Consider the following 20,152-nt stretch of genomic DNA (forward strand, 5'->3'; position numbering starts at 1 on the left):
CTGCATCTATAAGAGAGATAACAGATGAAAATCACCAAACTGACGACCTTTATCGTCCCGCCGCGCTGGTGCTTCCTCAAGGTCGAGACCGACCAAGGTGTGACCGGCTGGGGTGAGCCCGTGGTAGAGGGCCGCGCCCACACCGTGGCGGCTGCCGTCGAAGAACTGTCCGACTACCTGATCGGCAAAGACCCACGCAACATCGAAGACATCTGGACCGTGCTCTATCGCGGTGGCTTCTACCGCGGCGGCGCCGTGCACATGAGCGCCCTCGCCGGTATCGACCAGGCGTTGTGGGACATCAAGGGCAAGGCTCTTGGCGTTTCGGTCAGCGACTTGCTCGGTGGTCAGGTGCGCGACAAGATCCGCGTGTACTCGTGGATCGGCGGCGACCGCCCGGCCGACACCGCTCGTGCTGCCCAGGAAGCCGTGTCCCGTGGCTTCACTGCGGTGAAAATGAACGGCACCGAGGAGTTGCAGTTCGTCGACAGCTTCGAAAAAGTCGACTTGGCGTTGGCCAACGTCGCCGCCGTGCGTGATGCCGTCGGCCCGAACGTCGGCATTGGCGTCGACTTCCATGGCCGGGTGCACAAGCCCATGGCCAAGGTGCTGATGAAAGAACTGGACCCGTACAAACTGATGTTTATCGAAGAGCCGGTGCTCAGCGAAAACTACGAAGCCCTCAAGGAACTGGCGCCACTGACCAGCACCCCGATTGCCCTGGGCGAGCGCCTGTTCTCGCGCTGGGACTTCAAGCGCGTGCTCAGCGAAGGCTACGTCGACATCATCCAGCCGGACGCCTCCCACGCCGGCGGCATCACCGAAACCCGCAAGATCGCGAACATGGCCGAAGCCTACGACGTGGCCCTGGCCCTGCACTGCCCGCTGGGCCCGATTGCCCTGGCGGCTTGCCTGCAGCTGGACGCGGTTTGCTACAACGCGTTTATCCAGGAGCAAAGCCTGGGCATTCACTACAACGAGAGCAACGACTTGCTCGACTATGTGAAGGACCCGCGTGTATTCGATTACGACAAAGGCTTCGTGAAAATCCCTAACGGACCGGGCCTGGGTATCGAGATCAACGAGGAATACGTGATCGAACGCGCGGCCATCGGCCATCGCTGGCGCAACCCGATCTGGCGCCATGCCGACGGCAGCTTCGCCGAGTGGTGAGTCCTGACTGAAGGCGCGCGGTCAGAAATGTGGGAGCCGGCTTGCTCGCGCCCACATTTCTGATCCGGTTTCTTCAGTCAGCGCCATTCCAGACCTCAATAAACATAAGAAGAGGCACCCCCTCATGCACCCTGCATCCTCCACCGGGCAGGCGTCTTTAGTCACGCCTACCAGAAAGCGTTTTTTCATCATGGTGCTGCTGTTCATCACCGTGGTGATCAACTACCTCGACCGCAGCAACCTGTCGATCGCCGCCCCGGCGCTGACCAGTGAACTGGGGATCGACCCGGTGCACGTCGGCCTGATCTTCTCGGCCTTCGGCTGGACCTACGCCGCCATGCAAATCCCCGGTGGCTGGCTGGTCGACCGCGTGCCTCCGCGCATCCTCTACACCGCTGCGCTGCTGTTGTGGTCCATCGCCACTGTGATGCTCGGCTTCGCCGCCAGCTTTATCGCGTTGTTCGTGCTGCGCATGGCGGTGGGCGCGCTGGAAGCGCCGGCCTACCCGATCAACAGCCGCGTGGTCACCACTTGGTTTCCCGAGCGCGAGCGCGCCACGGCGATTGGCGTCTACACCTCGGGCCAGTTTGTCGGGCTGGCGTTTCTCACGCCGGTACTGGCTTGGCTGCAGCACGCATTTGGTTGGCACATGGTGTTTGTCGCGACCGGTGGCGTGGGCATTGTGTGGGCGCTGATCTGGTACGCGGTGTACCGCGAGCCCAAGGATTTCAAAGGCGCGAACGCTGCGGAAATCGAGCTGATCCGTGAAGGCGGCGGGCTGGTGGACATGCAGGAAAAAACCGTCAAGGCGCCGTTCAGTTGGGTCGACCTGGGCATCGTGTTGAGCAAGCGCAAACTCTGGGGGATCTACCTGGGGCAGTTCTGCCTCAACTCCACGCTGTGGTTCTTCCTGACCTGGTTCCCGACCTATTTGGTGAAGTATCGCGGCATGGACTTCATCAAGTCCGGCCTGCTGGCGTCCTTGCCATTTCTGGCGGCGTTTGTTGGTGTGCTGTGTTCCGGGATCTTTTCCGACTGGCTGATTCGCCGAGGTGCGTCGGTGGGCTTCGCACGCAAGTTGCCGATCATCAGCGGGCTGTTGATTTCCACGGCGATCATCGGCGCCAACTACGTGGACTCGACCGCGTGGGTAATTGCGTTCCTGGCCGTGGCGTTCTTTGGTAATGGCCTGGCGTCGATCACCTGGTCGCTGGTCTCGACTCTCGCGCCTGCACGGTTGCTAGGTTTGACCGGTGGGGTGTTCAACTTCATCGGCAACCTGTCGGCGATTGCTACGCCGATCGTGATTGGCTTTCTGGCCAGCGGTGATTCGTTCGCGCCGGCGATTACCTATGTTGCGGTGCTGGCGTTGCTTGGGGCGCTGTCCTACATCTTGCTGGTCGGCAAGGTCGAGCGGATAGAATTGAATGAGTAGCGCGTAGTGAGCGGGCTTGACCCGCGCTGGGATGTGCAGCAGCCCAAAACCACACACCATATTCTGTCAGGCAGAAAGCGGTGTCTTCATTGGGGCGGCTTCGCCATCCATCGCGGGTCAAGCCCGCTCAAAGCTATTACTCGGCGTTAGTTGAGCACACCATCCAAAATCTCGTAGACGACGCCCGTACCCACGGCGATCAGCACCACATCCGGCCCCGAACGGCGCCATTCATAGCCCGGGTACACCGGCAGGCGTGCCAGGGCACGGCCGTCGAGGCGTTCACCGTAGTAACCACGCGGCAATGGCTGGCCACGTACCAGGCGCACGTTCGGCGGAGGCGGTGCGCCACGGGAGAACTGGCCGTGATTGTCGTGGATGATCTGCCGCACCGGGCCGAAGTCCTTGGGTGGGCCGCCGCGACGGTTGTCCTGAGGGCCGCGATGCTCGTCGCCACGTTGTTCGTGTTGGCCTTGTGGGCCGCCACGGTCAGGGCCGCCTTGGTCATATGGCGCGGCTTGCACCAGGGCGCTGGCGCCGAGCACTAGCACGCCAAGGCCTGCAATCACGGATTTGGGCATTTTCATCGGGTATTCCTCAGGGCACACACACAAAAAAGGGATCTCGAACGAGGTTCGAGATCCCTTGGTCTTGCTGTTTAGGCTGTGTCCGAGCGGGTTGATTCCTCTGTATCAGGAACTTTACCTACTGGTTACGGGGCCTTTACTTACGGGCGTTACGTACGCCTTCCGACAGCGCCGCGCAGAGGGTCAACACACCGTCAATGGCTTGTTGGTCATTGCTGGCATTGGCGATGTGATCGATCAGCGCCGAACCCACCACCACACCGTCCGCCAACCGCGCGATATCCGCTGCTTGTTCCGGTGTACGAATACCGAAACCAATGCTGATCGGCAGGTCGGTATGCCGACGCAGGCGGGTCACGGCTTCTTCGACGTGCTCCAGGGTAGCGGCGCCGGCACCGGTCACACCAGCCACCGACACGTAGTACACAAAGCCGGAGCTGCCGTTGAGGACGGTCGGCAGGCGCACGTCATCGGTGGTCGGCGTGGTCAGGCGGATAAAGTCGATACCGGCGGCCTGGGCCGGGTCGCACAGTTCGCCGTTATGCTCAGGCGGCATGTCGACCACGATCACGCCATCCACGCCGGCTTCCTTGGCGTCGGCGATGAACTGCGGTACGCCGTATTTGTGGATCGGGTTGAAGTAGCCCATCAATACCAGCGGCGTGTCGTTGTTGTCCTTGCGGAACTCGCGGACCATTTGCAGGGTTTTCGCCAGGTTCTGCTTGGCTTCCAGCGCACGGATGTTAGCCAGCTGGATCGCCGGGCCGTCGGCCATCGGGTCGGTGAAAGGCATGCCCAGCTCGATCACGTCGGCGCCAGCGGTGGGCAAGCCCTTGAGGATCGCCAGCGAGGTGTCATAACCGGGGTCGCCGGCGGTGACGAAGGTCACCAGGGCGGCACGGTTTTGTTCTTTCAGCTGCGCAAAGCGGGTTTGCAGGCGGCTCATTAGTGTTTCTCCTGCTGGGACTGTTCCATGTGGTGCATCACGGTCTGCATGTCTTTGTCGCCACGGCCGGACAAGTTCACCACCATCAGGTGATCTTTCGGCAGGGTCGGTGCGCGTTTGAATACTTCGGCCAGGGCGTGGGCAGTTTCCAGAGCGGGAATAATCCCTTCCAGGCGGCAGCATTTGTGAAACGCTTCCAGGGCTTCGTGGTCGGTCACCGACGTGTACTGGGCGCGGCCGATGTCATGCAACCAGGCGTGTTCCGGGCCGATGCCGGGGTAGTCGAGGCCGGCGGAAATCGAGTGGGCGTCGATGATCTGGCCGTCGTCGTCCTGCAGCAGGAAGGTACGGTTGCCGTGCAGCACACCCGGTACGCCGCCGTTGAGGCTGGCGGCATGCTTGCCGGTTTCGATGCCATAGCCTGCCGCTTCAACGCCGATGATTTCGACGCTGGTGTCATTCAGGAACGGGTGGAACAGGCCCATGGCGTTCGAGCCACCGCCGATACACGCCACCAGGCTGTCCGGCAGGCGACCTTCCTGGGCTTGCATCTGGTCACGGGTTTCCTTGCCGATCACTGCCTGGAAGTCGCGCACCATTGCAGGGTACGGGTGCGGGCCAGCCACGGTGCCGATCAGGTAGAAGGTGTCATCAACGTTGGTCACCCAGTCGCGCAGGGCTTCGTTCATCGCGTCTTTGAGCGTGCCGGTGCCGGACACTACCGGGATCACTTTGGCGCCCAACAGTTTCATGCGGAACACGTTGGCCTGTTGGCGCTCGATGTCGGTGGTGCCCATGTAGATCACGCAGTCGAGGCCGAAGCGCGCAGCCACGGTGGCGGTGGCCACACCGTGCATGCCGGCGCCGGTCTCGGCGATGATGCGTTTTTTGCCCATGCGCCGCGCCAGCAGGATCTGGCCGATGCAGTTGTTGATCTTGTGCGCGCCGGTGTGGTTTAGCTCTTCGCGCTTGAGGTAAATCTTGGCGCCGCCGCAGAACTCGGTCAGCCGCTCGGCGAAATACAGCGGGCTTGGTCGACCGACGTAGTCGCGCTGGAAGTAGGCCAATTCCTCGTTGAAAGCCGGATCAATCTTGGCCGCTTCGTATTCACGGGCCAGCTCGAGGATCAACGGCATCAGGGTTTCAGCGACGTAGCGGCCGCCGAACGCGCCAAACAGGCCGTTGGCGTCAGGGCCGTTGCGTAGATCGGTCTGGGACTGAGTCATGGGGCGCTCCAGGAAAAGAATCGGTGTGAGAAACAATGAGGGCCACTCTACCCCTGACGGCCTATGCTGAAAACCGATAAGATCGCCGTAACCTGTCAGGAAAACTCACAGATGAGCCGAGACCTTCCACCCCTCAATGCCCTTCGCGCGTTTGAAGCCACCGCGCGGTTGAACAGCGTCAGCCAAGCGGCCGAGCAATTGCACGTGACCCACGGCGCCGTCAGTCGGCAGTTGAAGGTGTTGGAGGAGCACCTCGGTGTCAGCTTGTTCGTCAAGGATGGGCGCGGCCTTAAACTCACAGATTCCGGCGTGCGGCTTCGGGATGCGAGTGCTGAGGCGTTTGAGCGATTACGGGATGTATGCGCTGAACTGACCCAAAGCAGCGCCGATGCGCCGTTCGTGCTGGGTTGCTCCGGCAGCCTGCTGGCGCGTTGGTTGATCCCGCGCCTGGGTCGCTTGAATGCGGACCTGCCGGATTTGCGCCTGCACCTGTCGGCAGGTGACGGTGATCTTGATCCTCGCCGCCCGGGCCTGGACGCCCTGCTGGTGTTTGCCGAACCGCCTTGGCCGGCGGATATGCAGGTGTATGAACTGGCCAGCGAACGCATCGGCCCGGTGATGAGCCCGCGTTTTGCTGGCTACGAGCGTTTGCGCGAGGCGCCCGCCGCTGCGTTGTGCGATGAGGCGTTACTGCACACCACATCGCGCCCGCAAGCTTGGCCCAGTTGGGCGCAGCAACACGGCATCAAGCCGGACGCGTTGAAACACGGCCAGGGTTTTGAGCATTTGTATTATTTACTGGAGGCGGCGGTGGCCGGGCTGGGTGTGGCGATTGCGCCGCAACCGCTGGTAGCAGAGGACTTGCGGGCGGGCCGCCTAGTGGCGCCGTGGGGGTTCAGCGAAACCCCGGCGCACCTGGCGTTGTGGCTACCCAAGCGCGCCGCAGACGGGCGCGCCGGGCAACTGGCGCAGTGGCTCAAGGCTGAGCTGTTGCGCCAGCCTATTTAGTCACCACGTTTGCACAGCAGATAGGCCGCCAGCAGACCCAATGCGCCTACAGCAACGCCGGCTGTAGTCCATGGGTGCTCTTGCGCGTAATCACGGGTAGCAACACTGGTTTCGCGAATTTTGACTTTGCTTTCTTCGTAGGCATCGCTGATCAGATGACGGGAATGCTTGAGGGCATTCTCGGCATTGCTTTTCAGGGCCTTCAACGTTTTGCGCGACTCGTCGGACGCATCGTCCTTGAGGCTCTCAAGGGACTTGAGCAGGCTCGAAATCTCGGCTTCCATGCTTTCCAGCGATGCTTTGCGTAAAGAAGTGTTGGCCATGTGGACATCTCCTGAAGTGATTGAGTGGCGTGTGTAGATACCGACTGCGGCCTATTCAAAAAGTGCAGTAAATCTGAACTTTCGAGGACGAATCGTCGACAGAAGCAGTAGGAACATTGACTGCTACGCTCACTAGAGACCTCAGGAGAAACGCCATGTCTGATCATCACACCTACAAGAAAGTCGAATTGGTGGGTTCGTCCACCACCAGTATCGAAGACGCCATCAACAATGCGGTGGCTGAAGCCAACAAGAGCATCAAGCACCTGGAATGGTTTGAGGTGACTGAAACCCGCGGCCATATCGAGAATGGCAAGGTCGCGCACTATCAGGTCACGCTCAAGGTAGGGTTCCGAATTGCCAGCAGTTGATCCTGTGAGTTGAACTTGCTGACTGGCCGATTGCCATAACCTGCGCTACAACGTTGGGGTGCCGAGGCGACAGCGTCGGCACGTTCTATTCGATCAGCGTAAGGAAGTAACGGATGAAGAAGTTTCTGTTAGCAGTCGGTCTGTTGAGCATTGCAGGTACAGCCCTGGCGGCGGGCAAGCCATGCGAAGAGCTGAAAAGCGAAATCGCAGCGAAAATCGACGCCAAGGGCGCTTCAGGTTATTCCCTCGAAGTGGTGGATAAAGGCGCTTCTACCGACGCTCAAGTGGTCGGTAGCTGCGAAGGCGGCACCAAGGAAATCGTCTACAAGCGCGGTTAATCTCGTGCTCCAGACATAAAAAACCGACGCGGGTGCGTCGGTTTTTTTCGCCTCGGTTTTAGCCTTTCATTACTTGCGCGAGCAGCTCGTAGGAATGAATCCGGTCAGCATGTTCGTACAGGTCGCTGGTGAAAATCAGCTCATCGGCGCCGGTTTGCTCGATCAACACCTCCAGCTTGGCGCGGATCTTCGCCGGGCCGCCGACCATCGCCAGGCCCAGGAAGCTGCCGACCGCGTCTTTCTCGTGAGGGAGCCACAGGCCATCCATGGTGCTCACCGGTGGGCGCTGCACCAGGCTCTGGCCGCGCATCAGTGCAAGGATGCGTTGGTACACCGAAGTGGCCAGGTAGTCGGCCTGCTCATCAGTGTCTGCGGCGACCAGCGGAATGCCGAGCATCACGTAGGGTTTGTCCAGCACGGCTGAAGGCTTGAAGTGGTTGCGGTAGACGCGAATCGCTTCATGCATCAAGCGCGGTGCGAAATGCGAGGCGAATGCGTAGGGCAAACCGCGTTCGCCTGCCAATTGTGCGCTGAACAGGCTGGAACCGAGCAGCCAGACCGGCACATTGGTACCGCTGCCGGGCACCGCAATAACCCGTTGGTCAGGTGTGCGTGGACCCAAGTACGCCATCAGTTCGGCCACATCATCGGGGAAGTCATCTGCGCTGCCGGAGCGTTCACGGCGCAGCGCGCGGGCGGTCATCTGGTTGGAGCCGGGCGCGCGGCCCAGGCCCAGGTCGATACGCCCGGGGTAGAGGCTTTCCAGGGTGCCGAACTGTTCGGCAATCACCAATGGCGCGTGGTTGGGCAGCATGACGCCGCCGGAGCCGACGCGAATGGTCGAGGTGCCGCCGGCCAGGTAACCGAGCAATACCGAGGTGGCAGAGCTGGCGATGCCGTCCATGTTGTGGTGTTCGGCCACCCAGAAACGGTTATAGCCAAACTTCTCCACATGCTGGGCCAGGTCCAGGGAATTACGCAGCGCCTGCGCCGGGCTGCCGTTGGCGCGCACGGGCACGAGGTCAAGGGTCGAGAATTTTACGTCGGACAGCGATTTCATAAGCCTGCTTCTCCAATGGGGGCGCAGGCTTCTTAGACGAACCAAAACCTGCCGCTTCATGTGCATGGTCTATGCAATGAGGGCATATACCCGAGATTCAATAGCGGAATGGAAATTTCCTACTAAATTGCTAGGTTTCTCCGACAAGATGAACTTTGCCACGCCAACTATCCTCAGAACCCTTACTGAAGCAAAACCACCGTTCGAGGAGACCGCTATGAGTATTGTTAAAAAAGCATCCGCGCATTGGGAAGGTGACCTGAAGACTGGCCTGGGTTCCATTTCTACGGAGACCGGCGTATTGCGTGAAGCGCCCTACGGCTTCAAGGCCCGTTTCGAAGGCGGCAAAGGCACCAACCCTGAAGAGTTGATTGGCGCGGCCCACGCTGGCTGTTTCTCCATGGCGTTTTCCATGATTCTCGGCGACGCTGGGCTCAAGGCTGACAGCATCGACACCCAGGCTGACGTCACTCTGGATCAGGTCGAGGGTGGTTTTGCGATCACCGCCGTGCACTTGACCCTCAAGGCCAAGATCCCTGGCGCGAGCCAGGCGCAGTTCGATGAGCTGAGCAAGAAGGCCAAGGAAGGATGCCCGGTGTCCAAGGTGTTGAATGCAACCATCACCCTGGATGGCACGCTGGTTAACTGACACAGCAGATCCAATGTGGGAGCTGGCTTGTCGAATCGTCGATCCGACAAGTCAGCTCCCACACTTAGTTATGCGTTAAATCAGAACTCGTGTTTCACAAATGTGGTCCTATAGCCATTGCAGCCTTAGCCACACACTCGTGCGCAATGCATTCAGGGAGCTTCACACATGAAACGTTTTGCCTTGGCGATCTTCTGCGGTGTATTGGCCACATCGGCTGTGGCCGCTCCGAAAGATTGTGAAGAGCTCAGGAAAGAGATCGAGGTAAAGATCCAGGCCAAGGCTATTCCCTCCTACACTCTGGAAATCATTACCGCCGAAGAAGCCAAGAATCACGACAGGGCGATGCTTGTCGGTTCGTGCGAAAACGGCACCAAGCGTATCCTCTACCAGAAGAACAACGACTGATCAGATGCAGTTGACGCTACGTTCTTGCGCGAGCAACTGACGCGCCGAGTCATACAGCCGGATATTAGGTGTGAAGGCCAGCGAGCGCCCTTCCAGCACATAGCGCTGGCCAGCCTGGAAGTGGTCGTATTGCAGGGTCATGAAGCAGGTGCGATACATCATCGAGCTGAGTCCGCCCAGACCACCGCCTGCCGGCACTTCAAAATCGAAGCGCACCATTAATTCGTGACTGCCGGGCGGCATTTGGAAGTAACGCCCATCATTGAGGTTCTTACCGTCCAAACGCTGTGCCATCACCAGCCTGGATCCCGGCGTCGGCGTAGTGAAATCGACCCAGGCCTGTTGCGGGTCTGCCGGTGGCACAGGGGTTGTGGTGCAGGCACTGAGGAATAGGGCGGCGACGGGAAGCAAGAGCTGACGCATGGCAGGCACTCAACGGGATGAGAGAATTAAGCCTGGCGCCGACGGCCACAGACTCCCTATGAGTATAAACACGTCATGCCATGGAAAAATTCCGCGCAGGCGCGATAGTCTGGCGAGCAAATTTCCCAGGAGCGGTCGGGGCATGGTCAGGCGTTTTCTTCCAGGGCTGATGGTGGTGCTGCTCAGCGGCTGCTCGAGCTTGAGCTATTACAGCCAATTGGCGAGTGGCCAGTGGCAATTGCTGCGGGCCCGGGAGCCGGTGGCGCAGGTCATCGCCGACCCTTCCCGCCCACCGCTGCTGCGCGAGCACTTGGCGCAATCGCAAAAAGCGCGAACGTTCGCCAGTGAGCATCTGCACCTGCCTGACAACCAGAGTTACAGGCTGTACGCCGATATCGGCCGGCCTTATGTGGTCTGGAATGTCTTCGCCACGCAAGAATTTTCCCTTTCACCTGAAACCCATTGCTTCCCTATCGCCGGTTGCGTGGCCTATCGCGGTTACTACAACCAGGGCGCGGCGCGGGGCGAGGCGGCGTTGTTGAGGCAGCGTGGCATGGATGTGTCGATTGGCGGCGTCGAGGCTTACTCCACATTGGGTTGGTTTAATGACCCGATCATGAATTCGATGTTGAGCTGGGGGGATGAACGCCTGGCCACGCTGATTTTTCATGAGCTGGCGCACCAGCGCTTCTATGTGAAGGACGACACCGAGTTCAATGAATCATTTGCCAACTTCGTTGAGCAGGAAGGCACTCGCCAGTGGCGAGCCGTGCGAGGTTTGGCACCGCTCAGCAGTGCAATACTGCAGCAGCGCGACCAATTTATCCGCCTGATTCTCGATACCCGTAAACGCCTGGAAGCGCTCTACGCCAAGCCCTTGGCGGCCGCCATGATGCGCCAGGCCAAGGCCGCGCAGTTCGAGCGCTTGCGCAGTGATTACCGACAATTGCGCGATAGCCAGTGGGGCGGTGATAAGCGGTATGACGCCTGGATCAACCAGCCGATGAACAATGCGCGGCTGTTGCCGTTTGGTTTGTATGACAGGTGGGTACCGGCGTTTGCGGCGTTGTTTGCGCAGGAGGGTGGGGATTGGGTGAGGTTTTATGCGGCGGTGGAGAAGATGGGCGAGTTGTCGGTGGAGCAGCGTAGAGCGGCGTTGCAACAGTTGGAAGGTGTTGGGCTTTAGGGCCTCATCGCAGGCAAGCCAGCTCCCACATGGGTCCTGTGTACACCGGTCAAAATGTGCGAGCTGGCTTGCCTGCGAACGCTATCTCAAGAACGCAGCATAAACGCCTGATGCATCTGGGCCAATGTCTCAAAATGCCAAGTCGGCGCCTCGGCATTCAACTCCTCAAAGCTGCCAAACCCGTACCCCACCGCCGCCGAATCCAGCCCGTTGCTGCGCGCGCCGATCAGGTCATGCTTGCGATCACCAATCATCAAGGTGGTGGCCCGGTCCAGGCCTTCCTCACTGATCAGGTGGGCGATCAACTCGACTTTATTGGTGCGCGTGCCGTCCAGCTCGCTGCCGTAGATCACGTTAAAATGCCTGGCAAAATCGAAGTGCCGGGCGATCTCGCGGGCAAACACCCAAGGCTTGGACGTCGCCACATACAGTTGGCGGCCCTGGCTATTCAGGTCATCCAATAGCGGCATCACGCCGTCGAACACGCGGTTCTCATACAAACCGGTCACTTTGAAACGCTCGCGATAGAAATTCACCGCCTCCCAGGCCTTGGCTTCATCGAAGTCGTAGAACTGCATAAAGGCTTGCAGCAACGGCGGGCCGATAAAATGCTCCAGCTTTGTCAGGTCCGGCTCGTCGATACCCAGCTTGCCGAGGGCGTACTGGATCGAACGGGTGATGCCCTCGCGCGGGTCGGTGAGGGTGCCGTCCAAGTCGAACAGGACGGTTTGGTAGGGCAGGCTCATCGGTCGAATCCTTCAGCCAGGTGCAGGTCTTTGAGCTTCACGTAGTTCGCGGCGCTGTAGGTGAAAAAGGCGCGCTCCTTGTCAGTCAATGCGCGGACTTTTTTAACCGGGCTGCCAACATACAAAAAACCGCTTTCGAGCTTCTTGCCCGGTGGCACCAGGCTACCGGCGCCGATGATCACGTCATCTTCCACCACCGCGCCGTCCATCACGATGCTGCCCATGCCGATCAGGATGCGGTTGCCCACGGTGCAGCCGTGCAACATGACTTTGTGGGCGATGGTTACATCGTCGCCGATCAACAGCGGGAAGCCGTCCGGGTTGAACGGCCCGGCGTGAGTAATGTGCAATACGCAGCCATCCTGCACGCTGGTGCGTGCACCGATGCGGATGCGGTGCATGTCGCCACGAATCACGGTCAGCGGCCAAACCGAGCTGTCGGCGCCGATTTCGACATCGCCGATCACCACCGCCGAAACATCGACAAAAGCCCCGGCGCACAGGGTTGGCGTGTGGTTCTGATAGGTGCGAAGGGTCACGATAGCCTCTCTCTCTTCTGCTGATAGCTGCGGTGGGTGTTGATTGTAATTAAGATGGCCCCATCTTTGTCTTATCAGTTTCTTCAGCCAAGGTGCCAACCGTGAGCGCGAACAACCCTCTTCTGCAGTCCTACGACCTGCCGCCGTTCTCGGCGATCCGTGCCGAGCACGTCCAGCCGGCCATCGAACAGATCCTTGCCGATAACCGCGTTGCCATCGAAGGCATCCTGCAAAGCCAGGGGGAAAATCCGACATGGGCCGGCCTGGTCCTGGCGATGGATGAACTGAATGACCGCCTGGGTGCCGCCTGGAGCCCGGTCAGCCACCTCAACGCCGTGTGCAACAGCGCTGAACTGCGCGAAGCCTACGAAGGCTGCCTGCCCGCGTTGAGCGCCTATTCCACAGAGATGGGCCAGAACCGCGCGCTGTTCCAGGCTTTTGAAGCCCTCGCCAATAGCCCGGAAGCCGCCGGTTTCGACGTGGCGCAAAAAACCATCCTGGAACACGCCCTGCGTGATTTCCGCCTGTCGGGCATCGATTTGCCGCCGGAACAGCAAAAGCGCTACGCGCAAGTGCAAAGCAAACTGTCCGAGTTGGGCAGCAAGTTCTCCAACCAGTTGCTGGATGCTACCCAGGCGTGGACCAAGCACGTTGCCGAGGAAGCCACCCTCGCCGGCCTGAGCGACTCGGCCAAGGCGCAAATGGCTGCCGCTGCCCAGGCCAAGGGCCTCGACGGTTGGTTGATCACCCTGGAATTCCCCAGCTACTACGCGGTAATGACGTACGCCCAGGATCGCGCGCTGCGAGAAGAAGTCTACGCGGCTTACTGCACCCGCGCGTCGGACCAAGGCCCGAATGCCGGTCAGAACGATAACGGCCCGGTGATGGAACAGATCCTCGACTTGCGTCAGGAACTGGCTCAACTGCTGGGCTACGCGTCCTTCTCCGAACTGAGCCTGGCCACCAAAATGGCCGAGTCCAGCGACCAGGTGCTCAGCTTCCTGCGTGACCTGGCCAAGCGCAGCAAACCGTTTGCCGCCCAAGACCTGCAACAGCTCAAGGCTTACGCCGCTGAACAAGGCTGCGCCGACCTGCAAAGTTGGGACAGCGGCTTCTATGGCGAGAAACTGCGTGAGCAGCGCTATAGCGTGTCCCAGGAAGCCCTGCGCGCCTACTTCCCCATCGACAAAGTGCTCGGTGGTCTGTTCGCCATCGTCCAGCGCCTGTACGGCATCGAGATCGCCGAGCAAAAAGGCTTCGACACCTGGCACCCGGATGTCCGCCTGTTTGAAATCAAGGAAAGCGGCCAGCACGTCGGTCGCTTCTTCTTCGACCTGTACGCCCGCGCCAACAAGCGTGGCGGTGCCTGGATGGACGGCGCGCGCGACCGTCGCCGCACGGTTGATGGCGTGCTGCAAAGCCCGGTGGCCAACCTGGTGTGCAATTTCACCCCGGCCGACAGCGGCAAGCCTGCCCTGCTGACCCATGATGAAGTCACCACGCTGTTCCACGAATTCGGCCACGGCCTGCATCACTTGCTGACCCGCGTCGAGCATGCCGGTGTGTCCGGCATCAACGGCGTGGCCTGGGATGCGGTGGAATTGCCTAGCCAGTTCATGGAGAACTGGTGCTGGGAGCCGGAAGGCCTGGCGCTGATCTCTGGCCATTACGAAACCGGCGAGCCGCTGCCCCAAGACCTGCTGGAAAAAATGCTCGCGGCGAAGAACTTCCAGTCCGGCCTGATGATGGTGCGCCAGCTGGAATTCTCGCTGTTCGACTTCGAACTGCACGCCACCCACGGTGATGGCCGCAGCGTGGCGCAAGTACTGGAAGGCGTGCGCGATGAAGTCTCGGTGATGCGTCCGCCGGCCTACAACCGCTTCCCCAACAGTTTTGCGCACATCTTCGCTGGTGGTTATGCGGCGGGTTACTACAGCTACAAATGGGCTGAAGTGCTCTCGGCGGATGCCTTCTCCAAGTTTGAAGAAGACGGCGTACTCAATGCCGAAACCGGCCGTGCTTTCCGCGAGGCGATCCTGGCCCGTGGCGGTTCCCAGGCGCCGATGGTGCTGTTCGTCGACTTCCGCGGACGTGCGCCGTCGATTGACGCACTCTTGCGCCACAGCGGCCTGAGTGAGGACGCGGCAGCATGAGCGAAGGGCCTGTGATGACCAAAAAGCAATTCATCGCCGGGGCGGTCTGCCCGGCGTGCAGCGAGCCGGACAAGTTGAAAATGTGGACCGAGGACAACGTGCCGCATCGCGAGTGCGTGGCCTGCGGTTATACCGACACACTGAATGACCAGGGTCTGTCGGTGCCCAAGGAATTGGGTACGCGGGTCAACACCTCAGCGCTGAAAGCGCCGGCTGATCCTAACACTCAAGCCGTACAGTTTTTCCCCAACCCGAAGCTGAAAAAAGACTAGGCGTTATTCGCTGATCTAGCGTGGGCGCTGCTTGTTTGGGGAGCTGGCTTGCCTGCGATAGCATCACCTCGGCCTGATAGGACGATTGAGGTGTTTGCATCGCAGGCAAGCCAGCTCCCAAATAAGCAGCGCCCACTTTTTTTGCCCGCATTTACTCGACTTAGGTCACTGAATCGATTCCCCTCATCCTTAGCCTGCTATCCTTTGTAACTATTGATTGCCAAAAAAAAGCTCACTAGAAGCTGATAACCCGTGACCACATGATGAGGTGCCACCATGTCTGATCAAGATCAAGACAACCCCCGGCGTGACTTTCTGCGCAAATCCTTGACCTTGATCCCGGTGGTCACGGTTGCCAGCACTGGCCTCGGCGGCTCGATGCTGATGGCTACGCCAGAGCCAGCGCAGGCCGCGCCCGCCAAGCCTGCGGCCAGCGACAAAGCCTATGAGCCTACGTATTTCACCGCCGAGGAATGGTCGTTTATCAATGCCGCCGTCGAGCGCCTGATTCCCGCCGATGCCCAAGGCCCAGGTGCCCTGGAAGCGGGTGCACCGGAATACATCGACCGGCAGATGAACACGCCTTACGCCAGTGGTGCCCTGTGGTTCATGCAAGGCCCGTTCAACGCTGACGCACCGCCCGAGATGGGCTGGCAGAGCAAATTGGTACCCAAAGAAATCTATCGTCTGGGCATTGCCGCGACGGATGCATGGTCGAAGGCGTTCAACGGTAAAGCTTTTGCTGCGCAAGACAGCGCTACCCGAGACGATATGCTGCGCCGCCTCGAGGCTGGCGGTAGCGAAGTTGCTGCGCATTTCGAGACGGTGCCGCCGAAGATGTTCTTCAACCTGCTGTTGCAAAACACCAAGGAAGGCTTCTTCTGCGACCCGATCCACGGCGGCAACAAAGGCATGGTCGGTTGGACCATGATTGGCTTCCCCGGCGCTCGCGCCGACTTCATGGACTGGGTTGAACGCAACGAGCAATACCCCTTCCCGGCAGTTTCCATCCGCGGCGAGAGGGCATAAACGTGGCGACCATCATGAAAAAAGTAGATGCAGTGATCGTCGGCTTCGGCTGGACCGGCGCGATCATGGCCAAGGAGCTGACGGAAGCGGGTCTAAACGTGGTCGCGCTGGAACGCGGCCCGATGCAGGACACTTACCCTGACGGCAACTATCCGCAGGTCATCGACGAATTGACCTACAGCGTGCGTAAAAAACTCTTCCAGGACATTTCCAAAGAGACGGTGACCATTCGCCATAGCGTGAATGACGTGGCCCTGCCTAACCGTCAGTTAGGTGCGTTCTTGCCGGGCAATGGCGTCGGCGGTGCAGGCCTGCACTGGTCCGGCGTGCATTTTCGCGTCGACCCGATGGAGTTGCGCATCCGTAGCCATTACGAAGAGCGTTACGGCAAAAACTTTATCCCCAAGGACATGACAATCCAGGACTTCGGCGTGAGCTATGAAGAGCTGGAGCCGTTTTTCGACTACGCGGAAAAAGTCTTCGGCACCTCCGGCCAGGCCTGGACGGTGAAAGGTCAAGTCGTTGGTGAGGGCCGTGGCGGCAACCCATATGCACCGGACCGTTCCAATCCGTTCCCGTTGGAAGCACAGAAAATCACCGTTTCCGCACAGCTGTTTCAGAAAGCTGCTAGCGATGTGGGTTACAAACCCTACAACCTGCCGTCGGCCAATACCTCGGGGCCTTACACCAACCCCTATGGTGCGCAGATGGGCCCGTGCAATTTCTGCGGGTTTTGCAGTGGCTATGTTTGCTACATGTATTCCAAAGCCTCGCCGAACGTGAACATCCTGCCAGCGTTGCGCCAGGTGCCGAATTTCGAACTGCGGCCTAATTCTCACGTGCTCAAGGTCAACCTCGACAGCACCAAGAGCAAGGCCACCGGCGTGACTTATATCGACGCCCAGGGCCGGGAATGCGAGCAGCCGGCGGACTTGGTGATCCTCGGCGCGTTCCAGTTCCACAATGTGCGTTTGATGCTGCTGTCCGGTATCGGCAAGCCTTACGACCCGATTACCAATGAAGGTGTGGTGGGCAGGAACTTCGCCTACCAGAACATGGCGACCATCAAGGCGTTCTTCGACAAGGACACCCACACCAACAACTTCATCGGTGCGGGCGGCAATGGCGTGGCCATTGATGACTTCAATGCCGACAACTTCGACCATGGCCCTCACGGCTTTGTGGGCGGCTCGCCGATGTGGGTCAACCAGGCGGGAAGTCGGCCTATTGCAGGCACCTCGAATCCGCCGGGAACCCCGGCCTGGGGCAGCGCGTGGAAGCGCGCGACCGCCGATTACTACACCCACCAGGTGTCGATGGATGCCCATGGCGCCCATCAATCCTACCGGGGCAACTACCTGGATCTGGACCCGGTTTATCGTGATGCCTACGGCCAGCCGCTGCTGCGGATGACATTCGATTGGCAAGAAAACGACATCAAGATGAACCGCTTCATGGTAGAGAAAATGGGCAAAGTCGCCGAAGCGATGAACCCCAAGGCAATTGCCGTGCTGGGCAAAAAGGTCGGTGAGCACTTCAACACCGCGTCGTACCAGACCACCCACCTCAACGGCGGCGCGATCATGGGCACCGACCCGAAAACCAGTGCCTTGAATCGTTACCTGCAGTGCTGGGATGTACACAACGTGTTTGTGCCAGGCGCATCCGCTTTCCCACAAGGTTTGGGCTACAACCCTACCGGCCTGGTGGCGGCGCTGACCTATTGGTCGGCCCGGGCGATCCGCGAGCAGTACCTGAAAAACCCCGGCCCACTGGTTCAGGCATAAGGAGCGATGACCATGAAAGCACTTGTTATCGCGACGTTTGCCCTATTGAGCAGTTGCTCGATCAGCGCGGCTGAAACCGACCTGGTCAAGCAGGGCGAGTACCTGGCCCGCGCCGGTGACTGCGTGGCCTGCCACACCGCCAAGGGCGGTAAGCCCTTTGCCGGCGGCCTGCCGATGGAAACCCCCATCGGCGTGATCTATTCCACCAACATCACCCCGGACAAGACCGGCCTGGGCGACTACAGCTTTGAAGACTTCGACAAGGCCGTGCGCCATGGCGTCGCCAAGAGCGGTAGTACGCTTTACCCGGCGATGCCCTACCCGTCTTACGCACGTGTCAGCGAAAACGATATGCAGGCGTTGTATGCGTATTTCATGAAGGGTGTTGAACCGGTCGCCCAGGAGAACAAGGACAGCGATATTCCCTGGCCACTGAGCATGCGCTGGCCGTTGGCGGCATGGCGCTGGATGTTTGCGCCCGAGGTGGCAGACTACCAGGCACCGGCTAATGCTGATCCGGTGATCAGCCGGGGTGCTTATTTGGTGGAAGGCCTTGGCCACTGCGGCGCTTGCCATACGCCACGGGCTTTGACCATGCAGGAAAAAGCCCTGAGTGCCACTGATGGCAACGCGTTCCTGTCTGGCAGCGCGCCGTTGGAGGGCTGGATCGCCAAGAGCCTGCGCGGCGACCACAAGGACGGCCTCGGCAGTTGGAGCGAGGCGCAACTGGTGCAATTCCTCAAGACCGGCCGCAGTGATCGCAGTGCGGTGTTTGGTGGCATGAGCGATGTTGTGGTCCACAGCATGCAGTACATGTCGGAAAATGACCTGACGGCTATCGCCCGTTACCTTAAGAGCCTGCCGGCGGTGGACCCCAAGGACCAGCCGCATCAGTACGACAAGCAGGTGGCTGATGCCCTGTGGAAAGGTGATGACAGCAAGCCAGGTGCGTCGGTGTACATCGACAACTGTGCGGCCTGCCACCGTACTGACGGCCATGGCTACACGCGGGTGTTCCCGGCGCTGGCGGGCAACCCGGTGTTGCAGACGGCGGATGCCACGTCGCTGATCAACATCGTGTTGAACGGCGGCACGTTGCCGGCCACGCACGCGGCGCCGTCGACCTTCACCATGCCAGCATTTGCCTGGCGCCTGTCGGACCAGGAAGTGGCGGATGTGGTCAGTTTCATCCGCGGCAGTTGGGGCAATCAGGGCGCGCCGGTCAACGCCAGCGATGTGGCGGACCTGCGCGAGAAAGATCTGCGCACCACTTCAGGCGATGACTTGGGACAGGTGACGCAAAAGCACTGATCCTTCCCTGACCGCCAAACGGCACTGGTCAGAAACCTCGCGCCTCGATACTGTATATAAAAACAGTATAGAGGCGTTTTCATGTCTACTCCGCTGCCGCCCCGTGGCCGTGGCACGGCCACTAACCTGCATAACCGCTTTGCGCCCACCGTCAGCGTGGTCGAGGACGACGGCTGGTATCAGGAAGTGCCGCCGACCCAGGGCACCGAAGTGCGTATCGAAACGGCCAAGACCCTCATCACCCGCAACAACTCGCCGGACTTGCCGTTCGACCGTTCGATCAACCCGTACCGTGGCTGCGAGCATGGCTGCATTTACTGCTATGCGCGGCCCAGCCATGCTTATTGGGACATGTCGCCGGGGCTCGATTTCGAAACCAAATTGATTGCCAAGACCAACGCCGCCGATGTGCTGGAGCAGCAACTGTCGAAACCGGGGTATGTGTGCGCGCCGATCAACCTGGGTTCCAACACCGACCCGTACCAGCCGATCGAGCGCGAGTACACGATCACTCGGCAAACCCTTGAAGTGTTGCTGCGCTACCGGCATCCGGTGACCATCATCACTAAGGGCTCATTGATTCTGCGCGATCTGGATTTGCTCACTGAGTTGGCGCGTCAGCGGCTGGTGGCGGTGATGATCAGCCTCACCAGCCTGGACGACGAGCTCAAGCGCATCCTGGAGCCGCGCACGGCGGCGCCGAAGGCGCGGTTGCGAGCGATTCGGGTAATGCGCGAGGCGGGGATCCCGGTGGGCGTGCTGTGTTCGCCCATGATTCCGATGATCAATGACAGTGAGCTGGAAAGCCTGCTGACCGAAGCCCACGCCGCTGGCGCGCAGAGTGCGGCGTACATGATGCTGCGCCTGCCGTTGGAGGTGGCGCCGCTGTTCGAGGAGTGGCTGGCGGCGCATTACCCGCAGCGTGCGGCCCATGTGATGAGCTTGGTACGTCAGGTACGCGGCGGTGAGGTATACGACAGCCGCTTCGGCGTGCGCATGCGTGGTGAAGGGCCATTTGCCGATCTGCTGGCGCAGCGCTTCAGCAAGGCGATCAAGCGCTTGGGGCTCAACCAGCGGGAGGGCTTCAATCTGGATTGCACGGCGTTCTGTCCGCCAGGCAGGCAGATGGCTTTGTTGTAGACTGAAGAGGCGATTTGCGAAGTCCGTGTAGGAATAGTCGCT

Annotated in this window: 22 protein-coding genes; 14 read left to right on the top strand and 8 right to left on the bottom strand. The window is 60.1% G+C overall.

Annotated features, from left to right (window positions below; genetic code table 11):
• Positions 1–24: 24 nt before the first annotated feature.
• Positions 25–1,173, top strand: a complete 1,149-nt coding sequence (gene dgoD, locus AACY36_RS13510; RefSeq protein ID WP_339419250.1) for a galactonate dehydratase — start codon at positions 25–27, stop codon at positions 1,171–1,173.
• Between the two features lie 124 nt (positions 1,174–1,297).
• A complete protein-coding gene (locus AACY36_RS13515; RefSeq protein ID WP_339419248.1) occupies positions 1,298–2,608 on the top strand; it encodes an MFS transporter in 1,311 nt (436 codons plus the stop codon).
• Between the two features lie 146 nt (positions 2,609–2,754).
• On the opposite strand, the gene AACY36_RS13520 is transcribed toward AACY36_RS13515, so the two are convergent.
• From AACY36_RS13520 to trpB, 3 genes are all read right to left on the bottom strand, one after another.
• Entirely contained in the window at positions 2,755–3,195 is a 441-nt protein-coding gene (locus AACY36_RS13520) for an anti-virulence regulator CigR family protein (protein ID WP_339497229.1), read from the bottom strand.
• A 136-nt stretch (positions 3,196–3,331) separates the two neighbouring features.
• A complete protein-coding gene (gene trpA, locus AACY36_RS13525; RefSeq protein ID WP_339419245.1) occupies positions 3,332–4,141 on the bottom strand; it encodes a tryptophan synthase subunit alpha in 810 nt (269 codons plus the stop codon).
• On the bottom strand, positions 4,141–5,367 hold the full coding sequence (trpB, locus tag AACY36_RS13530) for a tryptophan synthase subunit beta (RefSeq protein WP_339419243.1): 1,227 nt from the start codon (positions 5,365–5,367) through the stop codon (positions 4,141–4,143). The genes trpA and trpB overlap by 1 nt, the downstream gene beginning before the upstream one ends.
• Positions 5,368–5,478: 111 nt before the next feature.
• Between trpB and AACY36_RS13535 the strand changes: the two genes are divergently transcribed.
• Positions 5,479–6,375 (top strand): LysR family transcriptional regulator, encoded by an 897-nt coding sequence (locus AACY36_RS13535; RefSeq protein ID WP_339419242.1) that lies wholly within the window; start codon positions 5,479–5,481, stop codon positions 6,373–6,375.
• Here AACY36_RS13535 and AACY36_RS13540 read toward each other — a convergent pair.
• Positions 6,372–6,698, bottom strand: a complete 327-nt coding sequence (locus tag AACY36_RS13540) for a DUF883 family protein (RefSeq protein ID WP_032885107.1) — start codon at positions 6,696–6,698, stop codon at positions 6,372–6,374. The two genes, AACY36_RS13535 and AACY36_RS13540, sit on opposite strands and share 4 nt — an antisense overlap.
• 155 nt (positions 6,699–6,853) lie before the next feature.
• Between AACY36_RS13540 and AACY36_RS13545 the strand changes: the two genes are divergently transcribed.
• Both AACY36_RS13545 and AACY36_RS13550 read left to right on the top strand, forming a co-directional pair.
• Entirely contained in the window at positions 6,854–7,069 is a 216-nt protein-coding gene (locus tag AACY36_RS13545; protein WP_049710778.1) for a dodecin, read from the top strand.
• 113 nt (positions 7,070–7,182) lie between these two features.
• Positions 7,183–7,407 (top strand): DUF1161 domain-containing protein, encoded by a 225-nt coding sequence (locus AACY36_RS13550; RefSeq protein ID WP_049710777.1) that lies wholly within the window; start codon positions 7,183–7,185, stop codon positions 7,405–7,407.
• A 58-nt stretch (positions 7,408–7,465) separates the two neighbouring features.
• On the opposite strand, the gene AACY36_RS13555 is transcribed toward AACY36_RS13550, so the two are convergent.
• Positions 7,466–8,467 carry an LLM class flavin-dependent oxidoreductase gene (locus AACY36_RS13555; protein WP_339497230.1) on the bottom strand — a complete coding sequence of 334 codons (1,002 nt, stop codon included), beginning with the start codon at positions 8,465–8,467 and terminating at the stop codon, positions 7,466–7,468.
• Positions 8,468–8,684: 217 nt separating this feature from the next.
• On the opposite strand from AACY36_RS13555, the gene AACY36_RS13560 reads away from it, so the two are divergent.
• A complete protein-coding gene (locus tag AACY36_RS13560; protein ID WP_065875609.1) occupies positions 8,685–9,116 on the top strand; it encodes an OsmC family protein in 432 nt (143 codons plus the stop codon).
• Between the two features lie 168 nt (positions 9,117–9,284).
• On the top strand, positions 9,285–9,524 hold the full coding sequence (locus tag AACY36_RS13565; protein WP_339419237.1) for a DUF1161 domain-containing protein: 240 nt from the start codon (positions 9,285–9,287) through the stop codon (positions 9,522–9,524).
• On the opposite strand, the gene AACY36_RS13570 is transcribed toward AACY36_RS13565, so the two are convergent.
• Positions 9,525–9,947: a PA0061/PA0062 family lipoprotein gene (locus tag AACY36_RS13570; RefSeq protein WP_339419235.1), complete on the bottom strand. Its 423-nt coding sequence runs from the start codon at positions 9,945–9,947 to the stop codon at positions 9,525–9,527.
• A 142-nt stretch (positions 9,948–10,089) separates the two neighbouring features.
• Here AACY36_RS13570 and AACY36_RS13575 point away from each other — a divergent pair, with 142 nt between their 5' ends.
• Positions 10,090–11,133, top strand: a complete 1,044-nt coding sequence (locus AACY36_RS13575; RefSeq protein ID WP_339427745.1) for an aminopeptidase — start codon at positions 10,090–10,092, stop codon at positions 11,131–11,133.
• An 86-nt stretch (positions 11,134–11,219) separates the two neighbouring features.
• On the opposite strand, the gene AACY36_RS13580 is transcribed toward AACY36_RS13575, so the two are convergent.
• Both AACY36_RS13580 and AACY36_RS13585 read right to left on the bottom strand, forming a co-directional pair.
• Positions 11,220–11,879 carry an HAD family hydrolase gene (locus tag AACY36_RS13580; protein WP_339497232.1) on the bottom strand — a complete coding sequence of 220 codons (660 nt, stop codon included), beginning with the start codon at positions 11,877–11,879 and terminating at the stop codon, positions 11,220–11,222.
• Positions 11,876–12,418 (bottom strand): gamma carbonic anhydrase family protein, encoded by a 543-nt coding sequence (locus AACY36_RS13585; protein WP_339419231.1) that lies wholly within the window; start codon positions 12,416–12,418, stop codon positions 11,876–11,878. The genes AACY36_RS13580 and AACY36_RS13585 overlap by 4 nt, the downstream gene beginning before the upstream one ends.
• A gap of 101 nt (positions 12,419–12,519) precedes the next feature.
• On the opposite strand from AACY36_RS13585, the gene prlC reads away from it, so the two are divergent.
• From prlC to AACY36_RS13615, 6 genes are all read left to right on the top strand, one after another.
• On the top strand, positions 12,520–14,571 hold the full coding sequence (gene prlC / locus AACY36_RS13590) for an oligopeptidase A (protein ID WP_339419229.1): 2,052 nt from the start codon (positions 12,520–12,522) through the stop codon (positions 14,569–14,571).
• Entirely contained in the window at positions 14,568–14,843 is a 276-nt protein-coding gene (locus tag AACY36_RS13595) for a YheV family putative zinc ribbon protein (protein WP_339419227.1), read from the top strand. The genes prlC and AACY36_RS13595 overlap by 4 nt, the downstream gene beginning before the upstream one ends.
• A 276-nt stretch (positions 14,844–15,119) precedes the next feature.
• Positions 15,120–15,872, top strand: a complete 753-nt coding sequence (locus AACY36_RS13600) for a gluconate 2-dehydrogenase subunit 3 family protein (RefSeq protein WP_339427747.1) — start codon at positions 15,120–15,122, stop codon at positions 15,870–15,872.
• A 2-nt stretch (positions 15,873–15,874) separates the two neighbouring features.
• Positions 15,875–17,659: a GMC family oxidoreductase gene (locus AACY36_RS13605; protein ID WP_339419223.1), complete on the top strand. Its 1,785-nt coding sequence runs from the start codon at positions 15,875–15,877 to the stop codon at positions 17,657–17,659.
• 12 nt (positions 17,660–17,671) lie between these two features.
• Positions 17,672–18,970: a cytochrome c gene (locus AACY36_RS13610; RefSeq protein ID WP_339419221.1), complete on the top strand. Its 1,299-nt coding sequence runs from the start codon at positions 17,672–17,674 to the stop codon at positions 18,968–18,970.
• An 81-nt stretch (positions 18,971–19,051) separates the two neighbouring features.
• Complete coding sequence (locus AACY36_RS13615; RefSeq protein WP_339419219.1) at positions 19,052–20,110, top strand: PA0069 family radical SAM protein; 1,059 nt, start codon at positions 19,052–19,054, stop codon at positions 20,108–20,110.
• Positions 20,111–20,152 lie beyond the last annotated feature (42 nt).

The sequence above is a fragment of the Pseudomonas sp. EA_15y_Pfl1_P101 genome (assembly GCF_963970835.1).
GTDB classification, from domain to species: domain Bacteria; phylum Pseudomonadota; class Gammaproteobacteria; order Pseudomonadales; family Pseudomonadaceae; genus Aquipseudomonas; species Aquipseudomonas tritici.

Coding starts and splice junctions, on each gene's coding strand:
- AACY36_RS13540 (WP_032885107.1), bottom strand. CDS start 6,698: ATGGCCAACACTTCTTTACGCAAAGCATCGCTGGAAAGCATGGAAGCC.
- AACY36_RS13545 (WP_049710778.1), top strand. CDS start 6,854: ATGTCTGATCATCACACCTACAAGAAAGTCGAATTGGTGGGTTCGTCC.
- AACY36_RS13575 (WP_339427745.1), top strand. CDS start 10,090: ATGGTCAGGCGTTTTCTTCCAGGGCTGATGGTGGTGCTGCTCAGCGGC.
- AACY36_RS13520 (WP_339497229.1), bottom strand. CDS start 3,195: ATGAAAATGCCCAAATCCGTGATTGCAGGCCTTGGCGTGCTAGTGCTC.
- trpA (WP_339419245.1), bottom strand. CDS start 4,141: ATGAGCCGCCTGCAAACCCGCTTTGCGCAGCTGAAAGAACAAAACCGT.
- AACY36_RS13560 (WP_065875609.1), top strand. CDS start 8,685: ATGAGTATTGTTAAAAAAGCATCCGCGCATTGGGAAGGTGACCTGAAG.
- AACY36_RS13595 (WP_339419227.1), top strand. CDS start 14,568: ATGAGCGAAGGGCCTGTGATGACCAAAAAGCAATTCATCGCCGGGGCG.
- AACY36_RS13535 (WP_339419242.1), top strand. CDS start 5,479: ATGAGCCGAGACCTTCCACCCCTCAATGCCCTTCGCGCGTTTGAAGCC.
- trpB (WP_339419243.1), bottom strand. CDS start 5,367: ATGACTCAGTCCCAGACCGATCTACGCAACGGCCCTGACGCCAACGGC.
- AACY36_RS13570 (WP_339419235.1), bottom strand. CDS start 9,947: ATGCGTCAGCTCTTGCTTCCCGTCGCCGCCCTATTCCTCAGTGCCTGC.
- AACY36_RS13615 (WP_339419219.1), top strand. CDS start 19,052: ATGTCTACTCCGCTGCCGCCCCGTGGCCGTGGCACGGCCACTAACCTG.
- AACY36_RS13610 (WP_339419221.1), top strand. CDS start 17,672: ATGAAAGCACTTGTTATCGCGACGTTTGCCCTATTGAGCAGTTGCTCG.
- dgoD (WP_339419250.1), top strand. CDS start 25: ATGAAAATCACCAAACTGACGACCTTTATCGTCCCGCCGCGCTGGTGC.
- AACY36_RS13515 (WP_339419248.1), top strand. CDS start 1,298: ATGCACCCTGCATCCTCCACCGGGCAGGCGTCTTTAGTCACGCCTACC.
- AACY36_RS13550 (WP_049710777.1), top strand. CDS start 7,183: ATGAAGAAGTTTCTGTTAGCAGTCGGTCTGTTGAGCATTGCAGGTACA.
- AACY36_RS13555 (WP_339497230.1), bottom strand. CDS start 8,467: ATGAAATCGCTGTCCGACGTAAAATTCTCGACCCTTGACCTCGTGCCC.
- AACY36_RS13580 (WP_339497232.1), bottom strand. CDS start 11,879: ATGAGCCTGCCCTACCAAACCGTCCTGTTCGACTTGGACGGCACCCTC.
- AACY36_RS13600 (WP_339427747.1), top strand. CDS start 15,120: ATGTCTGATCAAGATCAAGACAACCCCCGGCGTGACTTTCTGCGCAAA.
- AACY36_RS13565 (WP_339419237.1), top strand. CDS start 9,285: ATGAAACGTTTTGCCTTGGCGATCTTCTGCGGTGTATTGGCCACATCG.